General features: G+C 65.5%; 10 protein-coding genes. 9 read left to right on the top strand and 1 reads right to left on the bottom strand.

The window, feature by feature from the left end:
- Positions 1-237: 237 nt before the first annotated feature.
- The 4 genes from aceE to msrA all read left to right on the top strand — a co-directional run bounded on the left by aceE (position 238) and on the right by msrA (position 8,275).
- Positions 238-2,886, top strand: a complete 2,649-nt coding sequence (aceE, locus tag ACIPK7_RS25740) for a pyruvate dehydrogenase (acetyl-transferring), homodimeric type (RefSeq protein WP_192433962.1) — start codon at positions 238-240, stop codon at positions 2,884-2,886.
- Between the two features lie 11 nt (positions 2,887-2,897).
- Positions 2,898-4,538: a dihydrolipoyllysine-residue acetyltransferase gene (gene aceF / locus ACIPK7_RS25745; protein ID WP_401091020.1), complete on the top strand. Its 1,641-nt coding sequence runs from the start codon at positions 2,898-2,900 to the stop codon at positions 4,536-4,538.
- A gap of 279 nt (positions 4,539-4,817) precedes the next feature.
- Entirely contained in the window at positions 4,818-7,517 is a 2,700-nt protein-coding gene (locus ACIPK7_RS25750; protein WP_401091022.1) for a putative bifunctional diguanylate cyclase/phosphodiesterase, read from the top strand.
- Between the two features lie 110 nt (positions 7,518-7,627).
- Positions 7,628-8,275, top strand: coding sequence for a peptide-methionine (S)-S-oxide reductase MsrA (msrA, locus tag ACIPK7_RS25755; protein WP_401091024.1), 648 nt, complete (start codon positions 7,628-7,630; stop codon positions 8,273-8,275).
- A gap of 151 nt (positions 8,276-8,426) precedes the next feature.
- Here msrA and ACIPK7_RS25760 read toward each other — a convergent pair whose 3' ends face one another.
- The gene (locus ACIPK7_RS25760; protein ID WP_401091026.1) at positions 8,427-9,263 is read right to left on the bottom strand and encodes a 23S rRNA (adenine(2030)-N(6))-methyltransferase RlmJ; all 837 of its coding nucleotides are present in this window, start codon (positions 9,261-9,263) and stop codon (positions 8,427-8,429) included.
- 177 nt (positions 9,264-9,440) lie between these two features.
- On the opposite strand from ACIPK7_RS25760, the gene ACIPK7_RS25765 reads away from it, so the two are divergent.
- The 5 genes from ACIPK7_RS25765 (at position 9,441) to selO (ending at position 18,893) form a co-directional block, all read left to right on the top strand.
- Complete coding sequence (locus ACIPK7_RS25765; RefSeq protein ID WP_401091028.1) at positions 9,441-11,243, top strand: acyl-CoA dehydrogenase; 1,803 nt, start codon at positions 9,441-9,443, stop codon at positions 11,241-11,243.
- Between the two features lie 158 nt (positions 11,244-11,401).
- The gene (locus ACIPK7_RS25770; protein ID WP_401091030.1) at positions 11,402-12,085 is read left to right on the top strand and encodes a hypothetical protein; all 684 of its coding nucleotides are present in this window, start codon (positions 11,402-11,404) and stop codon (positions 12,083-12,085) included.
- A 99-nt stretch (positions 12,086-12,184) separates the two neighbouring features.
- A complete protein-coding gene (locus ACIPK7_RS25775; RefSeq protein WP_192433948.1) occupies positions 12,185-13,927 on the top strand; it encodes a potassium/proton antiporter in 1,743 nt (580 codons plus the stop codon).
- An 84-nt stretch (positions 13,928-14,011) separates the two neighbouring features.
- Positions 14,012-17,374, top strand: coding sequence for a mechanosensitive channel MscK (gene mscK, locus ACIPK7_RS25780; RefSeq protein ID WP_401091032.1), 3,363 nt, complete (start codon positions 14,012-14,014; stop codon positions 17,372-17,374).
- A gap of 58 nt (positions 17,375-17,432) precedes the next feature.
- Positions 17,433-18,893 (top strand): protein adenylyltransferase SelO, encoded by a 1,461-nt coding sequence (selO, locus tag ACIPK7_RS25785; RefSeq protein ID WP_401091034.1) that lies wholly within the window; start codon positions 17,433-17,435, stop codon positions 18,891-18,893.
- The last annotated feature ends 69 nt before the right edge of the window (positions 18,894-18,962 follow it).

An 18,962-nucleotide genomic window follows, 5' to 3' on the forward strand; every position in this document is an offset into this window, starting at 1 on the left:
CCTGAGTGGTCGGCGAGGCGCCGGCATTCCTGTCTTTTCGCGCCCCTGTAGTTTTACTACTAACTTTTTCTGGCGGAGGGATGTATCCGCTAGCGATTTGTAGTAAAACTACAACCCGCCGGGCGTACCCCCGGTGCACTTCCAAGAATTCGCCGCGTCGCCCACGAGGTTGGCGCAGCTGTCGGCAACGATCTACTGGCTTCCGATTCTGGAAGCCTTTCCGCCCTGGAGCAAGCCATGCAAGACCTCGATCCCGTCGAAACCCAGGAATGGCTGGACGCCCTGGAATCGGTCCTGGACCGTGAAGGTGAAGACCGCGCCCATTACCTGATGACCCGTATGGGCGAGTTGGCCAGCCGGTCCGGCACCCAACTGCCCTACGCGATCACCACGCCTTACCGCAACAGCATCCCGGTCACCCACGAAGCCCGCATGCCCGGCGACCTGTTCATGGAACGCCGCATCCGCTCCCTGGTGCGCTGGAATGCCTTGGCGATGGTGATGAAGGCCAACAAGAACGACCCGGATCTGGGTGGCCACATCTCCTCCTTCGCCTCCTCGGCGACCCTGTATGACGTTGGCTTCAACTACTTCTTCCAGGCCCCGACCGAAGAACACGGCGGCGACCTGGTGTTCTTCCAGGGCCACGCCTCCCCCGGCGTCTACGCCCGCGCCTTCCTCGAAGGCCGCATCAGCGAAGACCAGCTGAACAACTTCCGCCAGGAAGTGGACGGCAACGGCCTGTCTTCCTACCCGCACCCCTGGCTGATGCCGGACTTCTGGCAGTTCCCGACCGTATCCATGGGTCTGGGCCCGATCCAGGCGATCTACCAGGCGCGCTTCATGAAGTACCTGGAAAGCCGCGGCTTCATCCCTGCCGGCAAGCAGAAGGTCTGGTGCTTCATGGGCGACGGCGAGTGTGACGAGCCCGAATCCCTGGGCGCAATCTCCCTGGCCGGCCGCGAGAAGCTGGACAACCTGATCTTCGTCATCAACTGCAACCTGCAGCGCCTCGACGGCCCGGTTCGCGGCAACGGCAAGATCATCCAGGAACTCGAAGGCGTATTCCGTGGCGCCGAGTGGAACGTCAACAAGGTGGTCTGGGGCCGCTTCTGGGACCCGCTGTTCGCCAAGGACACCGCCGGCCTGCTGCAGCAGCGCATGGACGAGGTCATCGATGGCGAATACCAGAACTACAAGGCCAAAGACGGCGCCTACGTGCGTGAGCACTTCTTCGGTGCGCGTCCGGAGCTGCTGGAGATGGTCAAGGACCTCTCCGACGAAGAAATCTGGAAACTCAACCGCGGCGGCCACGACCCCTACAAGGTCTATGCGGCCTACCACCAGGCGGTCAACCACAAAGGCCAGCCGACCGTCATCCTGGCCAAGACCATCAAGGGCTACGGCACCGGTTCGGGCGAAGCGAAGAACATCGCGCACAACGTCAAGAAGGTCGACGTCGAGTCCCTGAAGTCATTCCGCGACAAGTTCGACATCCCGATCAAGGATGCCGACCTGGAAAACCTGCCGTTCTACCGCCCCGAGGAAGGCAGCGCCGAAGCCAAGTACCTGGCCAACCGCCGTGCCGCGCTGGGCGGCGTGATGCCGGTTCGCCGCGAGAAGAGCTTCCAGGTCCCGGTTCCCCCGCTGGAAACCCTCAAGGCCATGCTCGACGGCTCGGGCGACCGCGAAATCTCCACCACCATGGCCTTCGTGCGGATCATCTCGCAGCTGGTCAAGGACAAGGAACTCGGCCCGCGCATCGTCCCGATCGTGCCCGACGAAGCCCGTACCTTCGGTATGGAAGGCATGTTCCGCCAGCTGGGTATCTACTCCTCCGTTGGCCAGCTGTACGAGCCGGTGGATAAAGACCAGGTGATGTTCTACCGCGAGGACAAGAAAGGTCAGATCCTCGAGGAAGGCATCAACGAAGCCGGCGCCATGTCCAGCTGGATCGCCGCGGGTACTTCGTACTCCACGCACAACCAGCCGATGCTGCCGTTCTACATCTTCTATTCGATGTTCGGCTTCCAGCGTATCGGCGACCTAGCCTGGGCCGCTGGCGACAGCCGCGCGCACGGCTTCCTGATTGGCGGCACCGCCGGCCGTACCACCTTGAACGGTGAAGGCCTGCAGCACGAAGACGGTCACAGCCACCTGCTGGCGGCGACCATCCCGAACTGCCGCACCTACGATCCGACCTATGCGTACGAGCTGGCGGTGATCATCCGCGAAGGCTCGCGCCAGATGATCGAAGAGCAGCAGGACATCTTCTATTACATCACCGTGATGAACGAGAACTACGTCCAGCCGGCCATGCCCAAGGGCGCCGAGGAAGGCATCATCAAGGGCATGTACCTGCTCGATGAGGACAAGAAGGACGCCGCGCATCACGTGCAGCTGCTGGGTTCGGGCACCATCCTGCGCGAAGTCGAAGCCGCCGCGAAGATCCTGCGCGAAGACTTCGGCATTGGCGCCGACGTCTGGTCCGTTCCGAGCTTCAACGAACTGCGCCGCGACGGCCTCGCCGTGGAGCGCTGGAACCGCCTGCACCCGGGCCAGAAGCCGAAGCAGAGCTACGTCGAAGAGTGCCTCTCCGGTCGCAAGGGCCCGGTGATCGCCTCCACCGACTACATGAAGCTCTACGCCGAGCAGATCCGCCAGTGGGTTCCTAGCAAGGAATTCAAGGTCCTGGGCACCGACGGCTTCGGCCGCAGCGACAGCCGCCGCAAGCTGCGCGACTTCTTCGAAGTCGATCGCCACTGGGTGGTGCTGGCCGCGCTGGAAGCCCTGGCCGATCGCGGTGATATCGAACCGAAAGTGGTGGCCGAAGCCATCGCCAAGTTCGGCATCAACCCCGAAAAACGTAACCCGCTGGACTGCTGAGGAGAGGCACGATGAGCGAATTGATTCGTGTACCCGACATCGGCAATGGTCAGGGTGAAGTCATTGAGCTGCTGGTCAAGGTCGGCGACACCGTCGAGGCCGACCAGAGCCTGCTGACCCTGGAATCCGACAAGGCCAGCATGGAAATCCCCTCGCCCAAGGCCGGCGTGGTGAAGAGCCTGAAGGTCAAGGTGGGCGACACCCTGAAGGAAGGCGACGAGATTCTCGAGCTGGAAGTCGAGGGTGGTTCGGCGGAGGCCGTTGCGCCCAGGGCCGAAGCGCCGGCCCCGGCCGCCGAGGCACCGAAAGCAGAGGCCCCGGCCGCTGCTCCGGCGCCGGCTGCCGCGCCTGCCGCTGGTGCCAGCGTCCAGGACATCCACGTCCCGGACATCGGCTCGGCCGGCAAGGCCAATGTCATCGAAGTCATGGTGAAAGCCGGCGACATGGTCGAGGCCGACCAGTCGCTGATCACCCTGGAATCGGACAAGGCCAGCATGGAAATCCCCTCGCCGGCCTCCGGCGTGGTGGAAAGCGTGTCGATCAAGGTCGGTGACGAAGTCGGCACCGGCGACCTGATCCTCAAGCTCAAGGTCGCGGGTGCTGCTGCCCCGGCCGCCGCCGAAGCTCCGGCTGCTGCTCCGGCCGCTGCCGCTCCTGCTGCAGCTCCCGCACCGGCTGCCGCGGCTCCTGCCAAGGCACCGGAAGCCGCGCCGGTGGGCGCGCCCAGCCGTGACGGCACCAAAGTCCACGCAGGCCCCGCAGTGCGCATGGTCGCCCGCGAGTTCGGCGTCGAGCTGGGTGAAGTCAAAGGCACCGGTCCGAAAGGCCGCATCCTGAAAGAAGACGTGCAGGCGTTCGTCAAGGAGCAACTGCAACGCGCCAAATCCGGCGCGCCGGCTGGCACCAGCGGTGGTGCGGGTATCCCGCCGATCCCGGAAGTCGACTTCAGCAAGTTCGGCGAAGTGGAAGAAGTGGCCATGACCCGCCTGATGCAGGTCGGCGCCGCCAACCTGCACCGCAGCTGGCTGAACGTGCCGCACGTGACCCAGTTCGACTCGGCCGACATCACCGAGATGGAAGCCTTCCGCGTGGCCCAGAAAGCCGTCGCGGAGAAGGCCGGCGTCAAGCTGACCGTTCTGCCGATCCTGCTGAAGGCCTGCGCCCACCTGCTCAAGGAAATGCCGGACTTCAATAGCTCGCTGGCCCCCAGCGGCAAGGCGCTGATCCGCAAGAAGTACGTGAACATCGGCTTTGCCGTGGACACGCCGGACGGTCTGCTGGTCCCTGTGATCAAGAACGTCGATCAGAAGAGCCTCCTGCAGCTCGCCGCCGAAGCCGCCGAACTGGCCGAGAAAGCGCGCACCAAGAAGCTCTCCGCCGACGCCATGCAGGGCGCCTGCTTCACCATCTCCAGCCTCGGCCACATTGGCGGCACCGGCTTCACGCCGATCGTCAACGCGCCGGAAGTGGCGATCCTGGGTGTCAGCAAGGCAACCATGCAGCCGGTCTGGGACGGCAAGGCCTTCCAGCCGCGCCTGATGCTGCCGCTGTCGCTGTCCTACGATCACCGCGTGATCAACGGGGCGGCCGCCGCGCGCTACACCAAGCGCCTGTCCGACTTGCTGGGTGATATCCGCACCCTGCTCCTGTAAGTGCGGCAGCTGTAAGTGTTGTACAGGGCAGGCCCAGCCTGCCCCTTCCTCTCGACGAGCACGCCACGCTCGTTCTCTCCAGCCCTGCCGGATGGCGGGGCTTCTTTTTGTCCGGACCGGCGGTCACGCCCCGCTCCCGGCACTGCCTCAACTTAGCTCTGTGACGGCCGATACAGTCTTGGCTTGTCATGGCCCCGTGCCTCATGCAAATCTTGCCAACGCCCATAGAAGTCGGGCGGGGCCATGTACCTCGTCCAGCACCCTGGAAATCTCCCGCGCATGAAGAGTCATCCCGATGCCGCCAGCCGTCAGGCGGCCGAGGTTGTCACGCAGCTTCCCGTCCCTTCGAGGCTTGGGATGCTGCGCTTCGAGCGTCTGAACGAACCGAGCTGGACCCTGCTGTTCCTGGACCCCGGTTGCGAACGCCAGATCGGCGTGCCGGCCCAGGACCTCTGCGGCATCCTCGACGCCCCCTACGCCAGCCTGATGGAGCCCGAAGCGCGCCATCGCCTGCATGAGCAGGTGCAGCAGCAACTGCTCAAGGACGGCCGTTACCGGGTGCGCTACCTGCTCCACTCGCCGCGCGGCACGCTGAACGTGCTGGAGGTCGGCGAAAGCTTCCAGCAGCACGGTCGCCAACTGCTCCACGGCTACATCCTGCAGGACGAGGGCAACGAGCAGAGCAGCGAGCTGGACCCGCGCCTGCTGGACCTGGAAGCCCAGAACATCCGCCTGAAGATGTCCCTGGAGATGTACCAGCGCTCCCAGGACGAACACCTGCAGCATCTGGTGCGTTCGCGCACCCAGCAGAACCTGATCGTGCGCCTGGCGCGGCACCGCTACCTGTCCAGCGACCCGCTGCTCGAAGCGGCCCAGCTGATCGCCCAGGCGGCCTGCGAGGCCTATGACGTGGCCCGTGCCGGCATCTGGCGCCTGCACACCGACCACCGCCTGGAAGCGGTGACTATCTACCGCCGCGACACCGACCAGTACGAAAAGCCACAGGACATCGACGCCAGCCACTTCCCCAACTACCTCGACGCGGTGCACAGCGGCCGCGCCATCGACGCCCACAACGCCCAGCAGGACCCGCGCACCCAGGAACTGGCCAAGCGCTACCTGCGCCCGCAGGGCATCAGCGCCATGCTCGACGCCACCATCCGCGTCGGCGGCGAAGTGGTCGGCGTGCTCTGCCTGGAACACGTCGGCGAAGTGCGCATGTGGCAGAGCGACGAGATCGCCTTTGCTGGCGAACTAGCCGACCAGTACGCCCAAGTGCTGATGAATCACGAGCGGCGCAACGTCTCCAGCGCCCTGCACCTGTTCCAGCGCGCCGTCGAGCAGAGCGCCAGCGCCTTCCTGCTGATCGACCGCGACGGCCTGGTGGAATACGTCAACCCAAGCTTCACCGCGATCACCCAGTACGGCGCCGACGAAGTGCGCGGCCGCCGCCTGCCGGAGCTGCCGGCGCTGGCGAACCTCAGCGAGCTGCTGTTCGACGCGCGCTCCACGCTGGTCACGCAGAACAGCTGGCAGGGCGAGTTCCGCAGCCGGCGCAAGAACCTCGAGCCTTACTGGGGCCAGTTGTCGCTGTCCAAGGTCTACGACGACAAGGGCGAGCTGACGCACTACATCGGCATCTACGAAGACATCACCCAGAGCAAGCTGGCCCAGCAGCACATCGAGAAGCTCGCCTACCGCGACAACCTCACGGGCCTGGCCAACCGGCACTTCTTCATCAACGCCCTGGAAGAACGCCTGCAGGTGGGCAGCGAACATTCGTTGAGCCTACTGCTGGTGGACATCGACAACTTCAAGCGGATCAACGACAGCCTCGGCCACCAGACCGGCGACAAGCTACTGGCCAACCTTGCCCGCCGCCTGCGCAGCAGCCTGAGCGACAGCGCCACCCTGGCGCGCTTCGCCAGCAACGAATTCGCCGTGCTGCTGGAGGAGTCCGTGGCCGGCCGTGGCGAGAAGATCGCCGCGCAGATCCTCGACGTGCTCGACAAGCCGCTGTTCGTCGACAACCAGCTGATCAGCATCACCGGCTCCGTGGGCATCGCCTACGCGCCGCAGCACGGACAGGACCCGCAGACCCTGATGAAGCATGCCGGCCTGGCGCTGCACAAGGCCAAGGCCAACGGCAAGCACCAGGTGCAGACCTTCACCGAAGCGATGACCGCCGAGGCCAGCTACAAGCTGTTCGTCGAGAGCAACCTGCGCCGCGCACTGGTGCAGGACGAACTGGCGGTGCACTACCAGCCCAAGCTGTGCCTGCGCAGTGGCGCGCTACTCGGCCTGGAAGCACTGCTGCGCTGGCAGCACCCGGAGAAGGGCATGATCCGCCCGGACCAGTTCATCAGCGTCGCCGAGGAAACCGGGCTGATCATCCCCATCGGCAAGTGGGTGATCCGCCAGGCCTGCCGCCAGGTGCGCGAGCTGGCCGCCAAGGGCCTGGGCGAGCTGCACATGGCGATCAACCTGTCGCCCAAGCAGTTCAGCGATCCGGACCTGGTCGGCTCCATCGCCGCGATCCTCCACGAGGAAAGCATCCCGGCCAGCCAGCTCGAGCTTGAGCTCACGGAAAGCCTGCTGCTGGATGCCACCGACGACACCCGCCAGCAGCTGGAGCGCCTGAAGAGCCTCGGCCTGACCCTGGCCATGGATGACTTCGGCACCGGCTACTCGTCGCTGAGCTACCTGAAGAAGTTCCCCATCGACGTAATCAAGATCGATCGCAGCTTCATCAAGGACATCCCGGACAACCAGGACGACATGGAAATCACCTCGGCGGTGATCGCCATGGCCCACAACCTCAAGCTGCAGGTGGTCGCCGAAGGCGTCGAGACCGCCGCTCAGTTGGCGTTCCTGCGGCGCAATCGCTGCGACATCGGCCAGGGCTACCTGTTCGACAAGCCCATCCCCAGCCACGACCTCTCCTCCAGCCTGCAGCGCTACCCCTGCCGTCCGCACTGAGCCGCGCCGGCACGGCGTGCCCGCAGCCATCCCCGCTCCTGGAAAAAACGCTGTAATCTTCGGCGAGTACCCGAGTCTATTGCCGCCCCTATTCAGAGGAGACGAATGCCATGACCCTGCGCTCGCAAATACTTGCCCACAAGCTGGAACTGCCCAGCTCCGCCCAGGCCCTGCCAGGGCGCGAAAGCCCGATGCCGGTACCCGAAGCGCATTACGTCAATGGCCGCCCGCTGACCGCGCCCTTCCCCGCCGGCGTACAGCAGATCGTTGTCGGCCTGGGTTGCTTCTGGGGTGCCGAGCGGCGCTTCTGGCAACAGCCGGGCGTGTGGGTCACCGCGGTGGGCTATGCCGGCGGCTACACGCCGAACCCGACCTACGACGAAGTCTGCTCCGGCCTGACCGGCCACAGCGAAGTGGTGCTGGTGGCGTACGACCCACGCGAAACCAGCATCCATGCGCTGCTCAAGGTGTTCTGGGAATCCCACGACCCGACCCAGGGCATGCGCCAGGGCAACGACACCGGCACTCAGTACCGCTCGGTGATCTACTGGTTCGATCAGGCGCAGAAAGCCGCTATCGACGCCAGCCGCGCCGCCTTCCAGAAGGAACTGAGCGCCAAGGGCTACGGCGAGATCACCACGGAAATCCGCGAGGTACCGCCGTTCTACTACGCCGAGGCCTACCACCAGCAGTACCTGGCCAAGAACCCCAACGGCTACTGCGGCCTGGGCGGCACCGGCGTCTGCTTGCCGGCCTGAGCCTGCTTTTGTAGGAGCGAGCTTGCTCGCGAACCGGCCTCACAGTGAATCTGTTAGCGAGCAAGAACGATGGCGTCCCCCTCGCTCCTACATAAAGACTTCACGATCGGAGCCGCACCACAAAAAAGCCCCGGCAGTGCCGGGGCTTTTTTCATTCGGCGATCAGCCAGTCCACCTGGCTGCTGCCTTCGCTCTGCGCCAGCGTCTGCGCCAACCACGGGAGCAGGCCACGCAGTTCCTCATCCAGCGGCCAGGGCGGGTTGACGATGACCAGCCCGGAGCCATTCAGACGGTCAGCCGTATCGGCCGGGTGCACGCACAGCTCCACGCGCAGCATCTTCGGCGCCGAGCTTTTCTCCAGGCGCTGATAGAAACGCTTGAGCTGGCGGCGGTCCTTGATCGGGTACCAGATGGCAACCACGGTCTGGCGCATGCGGCCGATGGCCTCGTCCAGTGCGGTCACGCAACGCTCCAGATCGTCCGGCTGCTCGAAGGGCGGGTCGATCAGTAGCACGCCGCGCTTCTCGGAAACGGGCAGGAAGGCACGGGGCAGCAGCCAGCCGTCGCCCTGGTGCACCGAAATGCGGCGCTCGCCTGTCATGTTGGCCTTGAGCAGGCGACCATCTTCCGGATGCAGCTCGTTGAGCATCACCCGATCCTGCGGGCGGGTCAGGCGACGCGCCAGCTCCGGGGAGCCTGGGTAGAACTCCAGGCCGCCATCGGGATTCAACGCGCGGACGACGTCCAGGTAATCCTGCAACAGCTCCGGCAGGTCATCGCGCTCATACAGGCGGCCGATGCCCGACTCCCACTCGCCAGTGCGGCTGGCTTCGTCGCCCAGCAGGTCGTACAGGCCGATGCCGGAATGGCTGTCGAGGTAGGCGAACGGCGTGTCCTTGCGCGCCATCAGCGCGAAGATGCGGGCGAGGACGATGTGTTTCAGCACGTCGGCATGGTTGCCGGCGTGGTAGGCATGGCGGTAGTTCATGGATAGCGGACTCCTCAAGGCGCGCAGTTTAGGTCCTGGGCGGGTGCGGTGCGAGTCCGCCGTCGCCTGGGCTCGCCGGGAGGCCAGGTGTTTTAGCCCTTTATCACGCTCATGGATGATTCTGTGCGCGCTTCATTCACCAGACTAGACTGCGCCGATTCCCACGGAGGTCGATCCATGTCCGAGACTCTGCTCAGCTCCCGCAACCTCGCTTTCGAACTCTACGAAGTGCTCGACGCACAGGCCCTGACCCAGCGCGAACGCTTCGCCGACCACAACCGCGAGACCTTCGACGCCGCCCTGAGCACTGCCCGCGGCATCGCCGAGGAACTGTTCGCCCCGCACAACCGCAAGAACGACGAGCACGAACCGCAGTATGTCGACGGCGCTGCGGTGCTCATCCCGGAAGTGAAGCCGGCGGTGGACGCCTTCAACGAGGCCGGCTTCCAGAACGCCTCGCGCAGCTTCGAACAAGGCGGCATGCAGTTGCCGCACCTGCTGTCGCGTGCCTGTTTCGCGCACTTCCAGTCAGCCAACATCGCCACCTCGTCCTACCCGATGCTGAGCATGGGCTCCAGCCATCTGATCGAGACCTTCGGCAGCGAGGAGCAGAAACGCCTGTTCCTGCAGCCGATGATCGAAGGCCGCTGGTTTGGCACCATGGCGCTGACCGAGCCCCACGCCGGCTCGTCCCTGGCCGACATCCGCACCCGCGCCGAACCCGCCGCCGATGGCAGCTACCGGATCAAGGGCAACAAGATCTTCATCTCCGGCGGCGACCACCCACTGTCGGACAACATCGTCCACATGGTGCTGGCCAAGCTGCCGGACGCCCCGCCCGGGGTGAAGGGCATCAGCCTGTTCATCGTGCCCAAGTTCCTGGTAAACGACGACGGTTCCCTCGGCGCGCGCAACGACGTGACCCTGGCCGGTCTGTTCCACAAGATGGGCTGGCGCGGCACCACCTCCACCGCGCTGAACTTCGGTGACAAGGGCGAGTGCGTCGGCTACCTGGTCGGTAAGCCGCACCACGGCCTGGCTTACATGTTCCAGATGATGAACGAGGCGCGCATCGGCGTCGGCATGGGCGCCATCATGCTCGGCTACGCCGGTTACCTGTACTCACTGGAGTACGCCCGCGAGCGCCCGCAAGGCCGCCCGGTAGACGCCAAGGACCCGACCTCCGCGCCGGTTTCGATCATCGAGCACACCGACGTGCGCCGCATGCTGCTGACCCAGAAGGCCTACGTCGAAGGTGCCTTCGACCTCGGCCTGTACGCCGCGCGCCTAGTCGACGACTGCGAGACGCTGGCCACCGAAGAAGAGCGCAAGCAGGCCCACGAGCTGCTCGACCTGCTCACCCCGATCGTCAAATCCTGGCCCTCGGAGTTCTGCCTGAAGGCCAACGAACTGGCGATCCAGATCCTCGGCGGCCACGGCTACACCCGCGAATACCCGGTGGAGCAGTACTACCGCGACAACCGCCTCAACCCGATCCACGAAGGCACCCATGGCATCCAGTCGCTGGACCTGCTCGGCCGCAAGCTGGCGCAGAACAACGGCGCCGGCCTCAAGCAGCTGACCCGCCTGATCAGCCAGTGCTGCGAGCGCGCCAGCGCGCACCCGTCGCTGGACAAGCTGCGCGAACCGCTGGAGCAACTGATGGCGCGCCTGTCCGCCACCACCCTGAGCCTGCTCGGCGACCTGATGCAGGGCCGCGTGGCGCAGGGGCTGGCCAACTCGGCGCTGTACCTGAAGGTCTTCGGCCACGCCGTGATCGGCTGGCGCTGGCTGGAGCAGGCGATTCGCGCCGAGGAAGGGTTGGCAGCCGGCAACGCTGCCGACACCGACTTCTACCGCGGCAAGCTGCAGGCCGCGCGATACTTCCTGACCTGGGAAGTGCCGTCCTGCCACCATGACCTGACGCTTCTCGAAGCCCGCGACGATACCTGTTCCACCATGCAGGACGCTTGGTTCTAGGTTCCTGCATGACTCTTGCGCCCCGGTCACGTCCGGGGCTTTTTTATGCCCGCGGATAAACCGCCGCGACGCAGCAGAGCTGCCGATTGAATTGAAGGAATTTTCAGACACCAACACCTGACCAGGCTGACAGCGAAGCCAGGGCCATTTGCCGTTGAATGGCGCCCGCGCAACTTTTCGCCTTCATGACCATGGCCACCTATACCTCTTTCCCCGCTATCGCCTCACAGCGTTTCCTTCAATTGTTGCCGCTGCTCGCCGTCACGACGGCGCTGGGCCTGGTGCTTTGCCTGTTCAACACCGGCCCGGCAGACGCCCTGCCCAAGGATGCTTCCCTCAGCAACGCAGCCTTGTCGCTGAATGCGCAGCCCATCTTCAGCGCCCCCAGCGCGGAAGCCTTCCAGCACGCCGACGACTTCCTGCTGAGCATCGACAAGGCCATGGCCAATGGCCTCGAGGTGCTGCGCGACGGCGATGGCAAGTCGATCGCCTCGCAGAGCCGCTACTTCAACGCCCTGGTCAACGCCGGCTACGCCCAGTTCGGCTCGTCCTACTACGACCCGCTGGGCAGCTGCGGCGCGACAGGCAGCTCGGCCCGCCATCTCTGGCACACGCAGATCCGCGCCGCCAGCGGCGCAGCGAACAGCGCTGGCGAGATGAGCAAGGCCCGCACCACCTTGCAGCGCGACCGCCTGGCCTGCCTCGAAGCAGTCCGGCCGCCCCTGGACGAGGCCGTCGTCTGGGCGCCCGACGAGCTGGCCTCGCCGAGTCTGGTTCCCACCTGGGCCACCCGCGGGCCGTGGCCGGAAAGCGCCGCTGCACGGTCCGCAACAAACCTTTGACAGCCTTGTAAATCCGCAGGTTAGAATCGATTGGCATGCGGCCTGCATCCTGATCCTTGAGTAGCGTCGCCACCCCCCATTCCCCAGGAGGTCGACACCTTGGATGCCGTGGCCATCAACAGCTATTTCCTGATCGCTGCGGTGCTGATCGGCATGAGCATCCTGGTCAGCTCGCTGTCCTCGCGCCTAGGCATCCCGATCCTGGTCATCTTCCTCGCTGTAGGGATGATCGCAGGGACCGACGGCCCCGGCGGCATCGGCTTCTCCAACTACCCCATGGCCTACCTGGTGGGTAACCTGGCACTGGCGGTGATCCTCCTCGATGGCGGTCTGCGCACGCGGGTGTCCAGCTTCCGCGTCGCCCTCTGGCCAGCGTTGTCGCTGGCCACTGCCGGGGTGCTGATCACGGCCGGCCTCACCGGCATTGCCGCCGCCTGGCTGTTCAAGCTGAGCTGGATGGAAGGCCTGCTGATTGGCGCCATCGTCGGCTCCACCGACGCCGCGGCGGTGTTCTCGCTGCTGGGCGGCAAGGGCCTGAACGAGCGGGTCACCGCCACCCTGGAAATCGAATCGGGCAGCAACGACCCCATGGCGGTGTTCCTCACCGTCACCCTCATCGACATGCTCGCCCATGGCGAGAGCGGTCTGTCCTGGAGCTTCCTCTGGCACTTCCTGCGCGAGTTCGGCATCGGCTCCATCCTGGGCCTCGCCGGCGGCTGGCTGCTGCTGCAGGTGATCAACCGCATCCACCTGGCCAACGGCCTCTACCCGCTGCTGGCGATCAGCGGCGGCCTGCTGATCTTCGCCCTGGCCAACGCGGTGCACGGCAGCGGCATCCTCGCCATCTATCTGTGCGGCCTGGTGCTGGGCAACCAGCCGATCCGCTCGCGCCACGGCATCATGCATATGCTCGACGGCATGGCCTGGCTGGCACAGATCGGCATGTTCCTGGTGCTGGGCCTGCTGGTCACGCCCCACGATCTGTGGCCCATCGCCCTGCCCGCGCTGGGCCTGGCGCTGTGGATGATTCTCTTCGCCCGCCCGCTGTCGGTGCTGGTCGGCCTGTTCCCCTTCCGCGCCTTCCATGCCCGCGAGAAGGCGTTCATCGCCTGGGTCGGCCTGCGCGGCGCCGTACCGATCATTCTTGCGGTGTTCCCGTTGATGGCCGGGTTGCCGAACGCCCAGCTGTTCTTCAACGTGGCCTTCTTCATCGTGCTGGTTTCGCTGCTGGTGCAGGGCACCAGCCTGCCCTGGGCGGCCAAGCTGCTGCGCGTGGTGGTGCCGCCGGACCCGGCGCCGATCTCCCGCGCCGGCCTGGAAGTCCACCCGACCAGCGAGTGGGAGCTGTTCGTCTATCACCTGAGCAAGGAAAAGTGGTGCATCGGCGCCGCCCTGCGCGAACTGAAGATGCCCGAGGGCACCCGCATCGCCGCGCTGTTCCGCGGCACCCAGCTGCTGCACCCCTCGGGTAGTACCATCCTCGAAGCGGACGACATCCTCTGCGTGATCGGCCACGAACATGATCTCTCCGCGCTCGGCAAGCTGTTCAGCCAGGCGCCGGACCGCGGCCTGAGCGCGCGCTTCTTCGGCGACTTCGTCCTCGAGGGCGATGCCCAGCTGTCCGCCGTGGCCTCGCTCTACGGCCTCAAGCTCGAAGGCGTGGATGGCGAACAGAACCTGGGCCGCTTCATCGCCCACGAAATCGGCGGTCAGGCGATCATCGGTGACCAGGTGGAATGGAACGGCCTGACCTGGACCGTTGCCGCCCTGGACGGGAACAAGATCCGCAAGGTCGGGGTCAAATTTCCCGAAGGCCGCCCCGGCCCCGGGCTCTTCCTCTGACCGCCCACCGGCACCCGCTTGCGGGTGCCGGCCTGCCAGAACTACCCTCACTCCACTTTTTTGCACGAGCCGCTGAACGCGACCATGTCATTCCTGCTGCGTACTCTCCTGACTGCCGCCCTCCTGGGCGGCTCGCTCACCGGCCTGCCCGCTCTGGCCGCCGATACCACCGTCCCCAGCGCCGAGAAGGTGCAGCAGAGCCTCGACGGTCTGGCCGACCGCAAGCTCAGCGATGCCGAAGCCAAGCCGCTCAAGGCCAGCCTGGAGAACACCCTCAAGCTGTTGGCGGCCAAGGATGACAGCGAGAAGCAGCTCAGCGAGCTCAACGGCCGCCTGGCCGATGCGCCCAAGCTGATCAGCGAGAACCAGAAGGCCCTCAGTCGCCTCAAGGGCAGCGCGGACAAGCCCGCCGCCCAGCGCTACGGCGGCTACAACGCCACCCAGCTGGAAATGCTCCTCAACGAGCAATCCACTCAACTGGCTTCCTGGCAGAAGGAGATGATCGACGCCAAGAGCGAGATCCTCACCGCGCAGACCCGCCCCGAGCGCGCCCAGGCCGACCTGAGCAAGAACCAGGAGCGCCTGCTGGAGATCAGCACCGCCCTCAAGGCTGGCAAGGAAGGCGCCAAGCCCCTGACCGACGAGCGCCGTAATGAGGTGCTCGCCGAACAGGCTGCACTGACCGCGCAGAACCTGCTGCTGCGCAAGCAACTGGCCGGCAACAACCTGCTGCTCGACCTCGCCTCCAGCCAGCGCGACCTGCTGGCCGAGCGCATCGGCCGCGAAGAGCGCGAAACCCTCGAGCTGCAGGCGATGATCAGCGACAAGCGCCGCGAGCAGTCCGAGAAGACCGTCGCCGAGCTGTCCAAGGACGCCGACCAGGCCGCCGGGACCGACAGCCTGCTCAGCCAGGAGAACGCCGCCAACCTCAAGCTTTCCGACTACCTGCTGCGCACCACAGATCGCCTCAACACCCTGACCAGGCGCAACCTGGAAACCAAGCAGCAGCTGGACAACCTGACCCAGGGCGAGCAAGCCCTCGACGAGCAGATCAACGTGCTGCGCGGCAGCCTGCTGCTGTCGAAGATCCTCTACCAGCAGAAGCAGTCGCTGCCTGTCATCAAGACCGACCAGGACCTCGCCGACGAGATCGCTGACCTGCGCCTGTACCAGTTCGAGCTGAACCAGAAGCGCGACGAGATCAACAACACCCAGGTCTATATCGACAACCTGCTGGCCCAGCAATCGCAGGAAAGCATCACCCCGCAGCTGCGCCACGACCTGGCCGAGCTGGTCGACACCCGTCTGGAACTGATGGAGCGCCTCAACCACGAGCTGAACGCGCTACTCAACGAAGCCATCACCCTGCAGCTGAACCAGAAGCAGCTCAAGGAAACCAGCAGCAGCCTGCGCGCCACCCTCGACGAGCAGATGTTCTGGATTCCCAGCAACCGCCCGCTGGACCTGTCGTGGTTCAAGATGACCCCGACCCTGCTGCACCACCAGTTGGCCGAAGTGCCCTGGGGCTCGGGGGTGAAGGAGCTGGGCGAAGGCCTGATCGACCGGCCCTTCCTGTTCCTGCCGCTGCTCCTGCTGGTCGCCGCCCTGCTGTGGAAGCGCAAGTTCCTCTACGACAAGCTGGAGTCGCTGAACGACGACATCGGCCACTTCAAGCGTGACAGCCAGGCCCACACCCCGCTGGCCCTGCTGCTCGCCGTACTGCTGGCGCTGCCCGGCACCCTGGCCCTGGCCATCGCCGGCCTCGCCCTGCTGCTCGACGCCCGCGGACAGAACGCCACCCTGGGCAGCGCGCTACTGGAGATGGCGCAGGTCTGGCTGGTGTTCTACACCGCGCACCGCATCCTGCGTCCGGGCGGCATCGCCGAGCGGCACTTCCACTGGAGCCAGCCGCAGGTGCAGTTCCTCGGCAAGCTGATGCGCCGACTGGGTCTGGTGGTGATGTCGCTGGTCGCGGTGGTCACCGTCGCCGAACACGCACCGGCCTCGCTGGCCGATGACGTGATCGGCATTGCCGTGGTGCTGTTCGGCTACGGCGCCATGACCTGGCTGCTCGCCCAGCTGCTGTTCAACAGCCCGTCCAGCGAGCGCCCGTCGATGATCAAGATGATCGTCGGCCTGGGCTTCACCGCCCTGCCGGTGGCGCTGTTCCTGGCCGTGGGCTTCGGCTACTACTACACCGCGCTCAAGCTCACCGACCGCCTGATCGACACCCTGTTCCTGCTGATGTTCTGGATGGTGGTGGAAGCCACCTTCGTCCGCGGCATGGGCGTCGCCGCCCGCCGCCTGGCCTACCAGCGCGCCCTGAAGAACCGCCAGAGCGCGCCCAAGGAAGGCATCGAGGGCACCGAGGTGGTCGAAGAGCCGACCCTGGGCATCGAGCAGATCAACGAACAATCCATGCGCCTGATCCGCCTGGGCCTGCTGATCGGCTTCGTGGTCACCCTGTACTGGGTCTGGGCCGACCTGATCAGCGTCGTTTCCTACCTCGATAATGTGACCCTCTACCAGTACACCAGCGGCACTGGCGACGCGGCGTCCACCACGCCGATCAGCCTGAGCGACTTCCTCATGGCGCTGGTCATCGCCGCCGTTACAGTCGCCCTGGCGCGCAACCTGCCCGGCCTGCTCGAAGTGCTGGTGCTGCAACGCCTGACCCTGGCCCAGGGCAGCGCTTACGCCATCACCACCCTGCTGTCCTACACCATCAGCGGCATCGGCTTCGTCAGCGCGCTGTCCACCCTCGGGGTGAGCTGGGACAAGCTGCAATGGCTGGTGGCCGCGCTGTCGGTCGGCCTCGGCTTCGGCCTGCAGGCGATCTTCTCCAACTTCGTCTCCGGCCTGATCATCCTCTTCGAGCGCCCGGTGCGGATCGGCGACGTGGTGACCATCGGCACGCTGTCCGGCACCGTCAGCCGGATCCGCATCCGCGCCACCACCATCACCGACTTCGACCGCAAGGAAATCATCGTCCCCAACCAGACCTTCATCACCGGCCAGTTGGTGAACTGGTCGCTGAGCGATACGGTGACGCGGGTGACCATCAAGATCGGCCTGGCCTACGAGAGCGACCTGCCCCTGGCGCGCAAGATCATGCTCGACGCCGCCCACGCCAACACCCGCATCCTGCGCGACCCGGAACCAGTGCTGTACTTCACCACCATCAGCGCCAGCACCTTCGACTACGAGCTGCGCTTCCACGTGCGCGAACTGGGCGACCGCAACCCGGCGGTGGACGAGACCCTCACGCGCATCGCCCTGGCTTTCCGCGAAGCCGGCATCGACATGGCCTTCAACCAGGTCGATGTGTTCCTGAAGAACTTCCAGGGCCAGGAAGCCCAGGTCATCGTCGGGCAGCAGCCCGCCGCCACACCAGTGAAGATCAGCGCCCCCCAGGGCACCGACAAGCCCGGCGGCGACAAGGCCTGAGGGTGGACGCCTTCGGACAAGTCCGAGCACAATGCTCGGACTTGTCCGGAGTTAGCCTGTGAAAAAGCTCGACGAACTGACCTTCGATAACCGCTTCGCCCGCCTGGGCGACGTGTTTTCCACCCAGGTCCTGCCCGATCCTATCGCCGACCCGCGCCTGGTCGTCGCCAGCCCCGCCGCCATGGCCCTGCTCGACCTCGACCCGAGCGAGGCAGACACCCCGCTGTTCGCGGAAATCTTCGCCGGCCACAAGCTCTGGGAAGAAGCCGATCCGCGCGCGATGGTCTATTCCGGGCACCAGTTCGGCTCCTACAACCCCCGCCTGGGCGACGGCCGCGGCCTGTTGTTGGGTGAAGTGGTGAACGAGGCCGGCGAGCACTGGGACCTTCACCTGAAAGGCGCCGGACAGACGCCCTACTCGCGCATGGGCGATGGCCGCGCCGTGCTGCGCTCGTCGATCCGCGAATTCCTCGCCAGCGAGTACCTCGCCGCCCTGGGCATCCCCAGCAGCCGTGCGCTGTGCGTCATCGGCTCCAGCACCACAGTGTGGCGCGAGTCAAAGGAAACCGGCGCCATGCTGCTGCGCCTGGCGCCCAGCCACGTGCGCTTCGGCCACTTCGAATACTTCTACTACACCAAGCAGGAAGACCAGCTGCGCACCCTCGGCGAGTTCGTCCTGCAGTCGTACTACCCGCAGTGCCTGGATGACGAGAAGCCCTACCTCGCATTCTTCCGCGAAGTGGTCGAGCGCAACGCCGAGATGATTGCCTACTGGCAGACCTACGGCTTCTGCCACGGGGTGATGAACACCGACAACATGTCGATCCTGGGCATCACCTTCGACTACGGCCCCTACGCCTTCCTCGATGACTTCGACGCCAACCACATCTGCAACCACTCCGACGACACCGGCCGCTACTCCTTCAGCAACCAGGTGCCCATCGCCCACTGGAACCTCGCCGCCCTCGGCCAGGCGCTGACGCCCTTCGTCGAAGTGGACGACCTGCGCGCCACGCTGGACCTGTTCCTGCCGCTCTACCAGGCCAGCTACCTGGACCTGATGCGCCGCCGCCTCGGCCTCACCACTGCCGAAGAGGGCGACCTGGAGCTGGTGCAGCGCCTGCTGCAGACCATGCAGAAAGGCGCGGTGGACTACTCGTTGTTCTTCCGCCGCCTTGGCGAACAGGCACCGGAGCAGGCGCTGGCCGTGGTGCGGGAAGACTTCGTCGACCTCGCCGGTTTCGACGCCTGGGCCGCCGACTACCAGGCCCGCGCAGAACGCGAAGGCGGCAGCCAGGACGAGCGCCGCGCCCGCATGCACGCGGTCAACCCGCTCTACGTGCTGCGCAACTACCTTGCCCAGGAAGCCATCAGCGCCGCCGAGCAAGGCGACTTCAGCCTGGTGCGCCGCCTGCACGAAGTGCTCGGCAAACCCTTCGACGAGCAGCCAGACGCCGAGGTCTTCACTCGGCGCCCGCCGGACTGGGGCCGTCACCTGGAGATCAGCTGCTCGTCCTGAGGCGGTTATAAGCTCAGCGAAAAGCGATCTAGCGGCGCCCGGCCAGCATTGCTCCCGGTCATTGACCGG

The organism is Pseudomonas sp. NPDC086581 (assembly GCF_044746165.1).
GTDB lineage: Bacteria > Pseudomonadota > Gammaproteobacteria > Pseudomonadales > Pseudomonadaceae > Pseudomonas.

Coding starts and splice junctions, on each gene's coding strand:
- ACIPK7_RS25760 (WP_401091026.1), bottom strand. CDS start 9,263: ATGAACTACCGCCATGCCTACCACGCCGGCAACCATGCCGACGTGCTG.
- mscK (WP_401091032.1), top strand. CDS start 14,012: ATGTCATTCCTGCTGCGTACTCTCCTGACTGCCGCCCTCCTGGGCGGC.
- aceE (WP_192433962.1), top strand. CDS start 238: ATGCAAGACCTCGATCCCGTCGAAACCCAGGAATGGCTGGACGCCCTG.
- msrA (WP_401091024.1), top strand. CDS start 7,628: ATGACCCTGCGCTCGCAAATACTTGCCCACAAGCTGGAACTGCCCAGC.
- ACIPK7_RS25750 (WP_401091022.1), top strand. CDS start 4,818: ATGAAGAGTCATCCCGATGCCGCCAGCCGTCAGGCGGCCGAGGTTGTC.
- aceF (WP_401091020.1), top strand. CDS start 2,898: ATGAGCGAATTGATTCGTGTACCCGACATCGGCAATGGTCAGGGTGAA.
- ACIPK7_RS25770 (WP_401091030.1), top strand. CDS start 11,402: ATGGCGCCCGCGCAACTTTTCGCCTTCATGACCATGGCCACCTATACC.
- ACIPK7_RS25765 (WP_401091028.1), top strand. CDS start 9,441: ATGTCCGAGACTCTGCTCAGCTCCCGCAACCTCGCTTTCGAACTCTAC.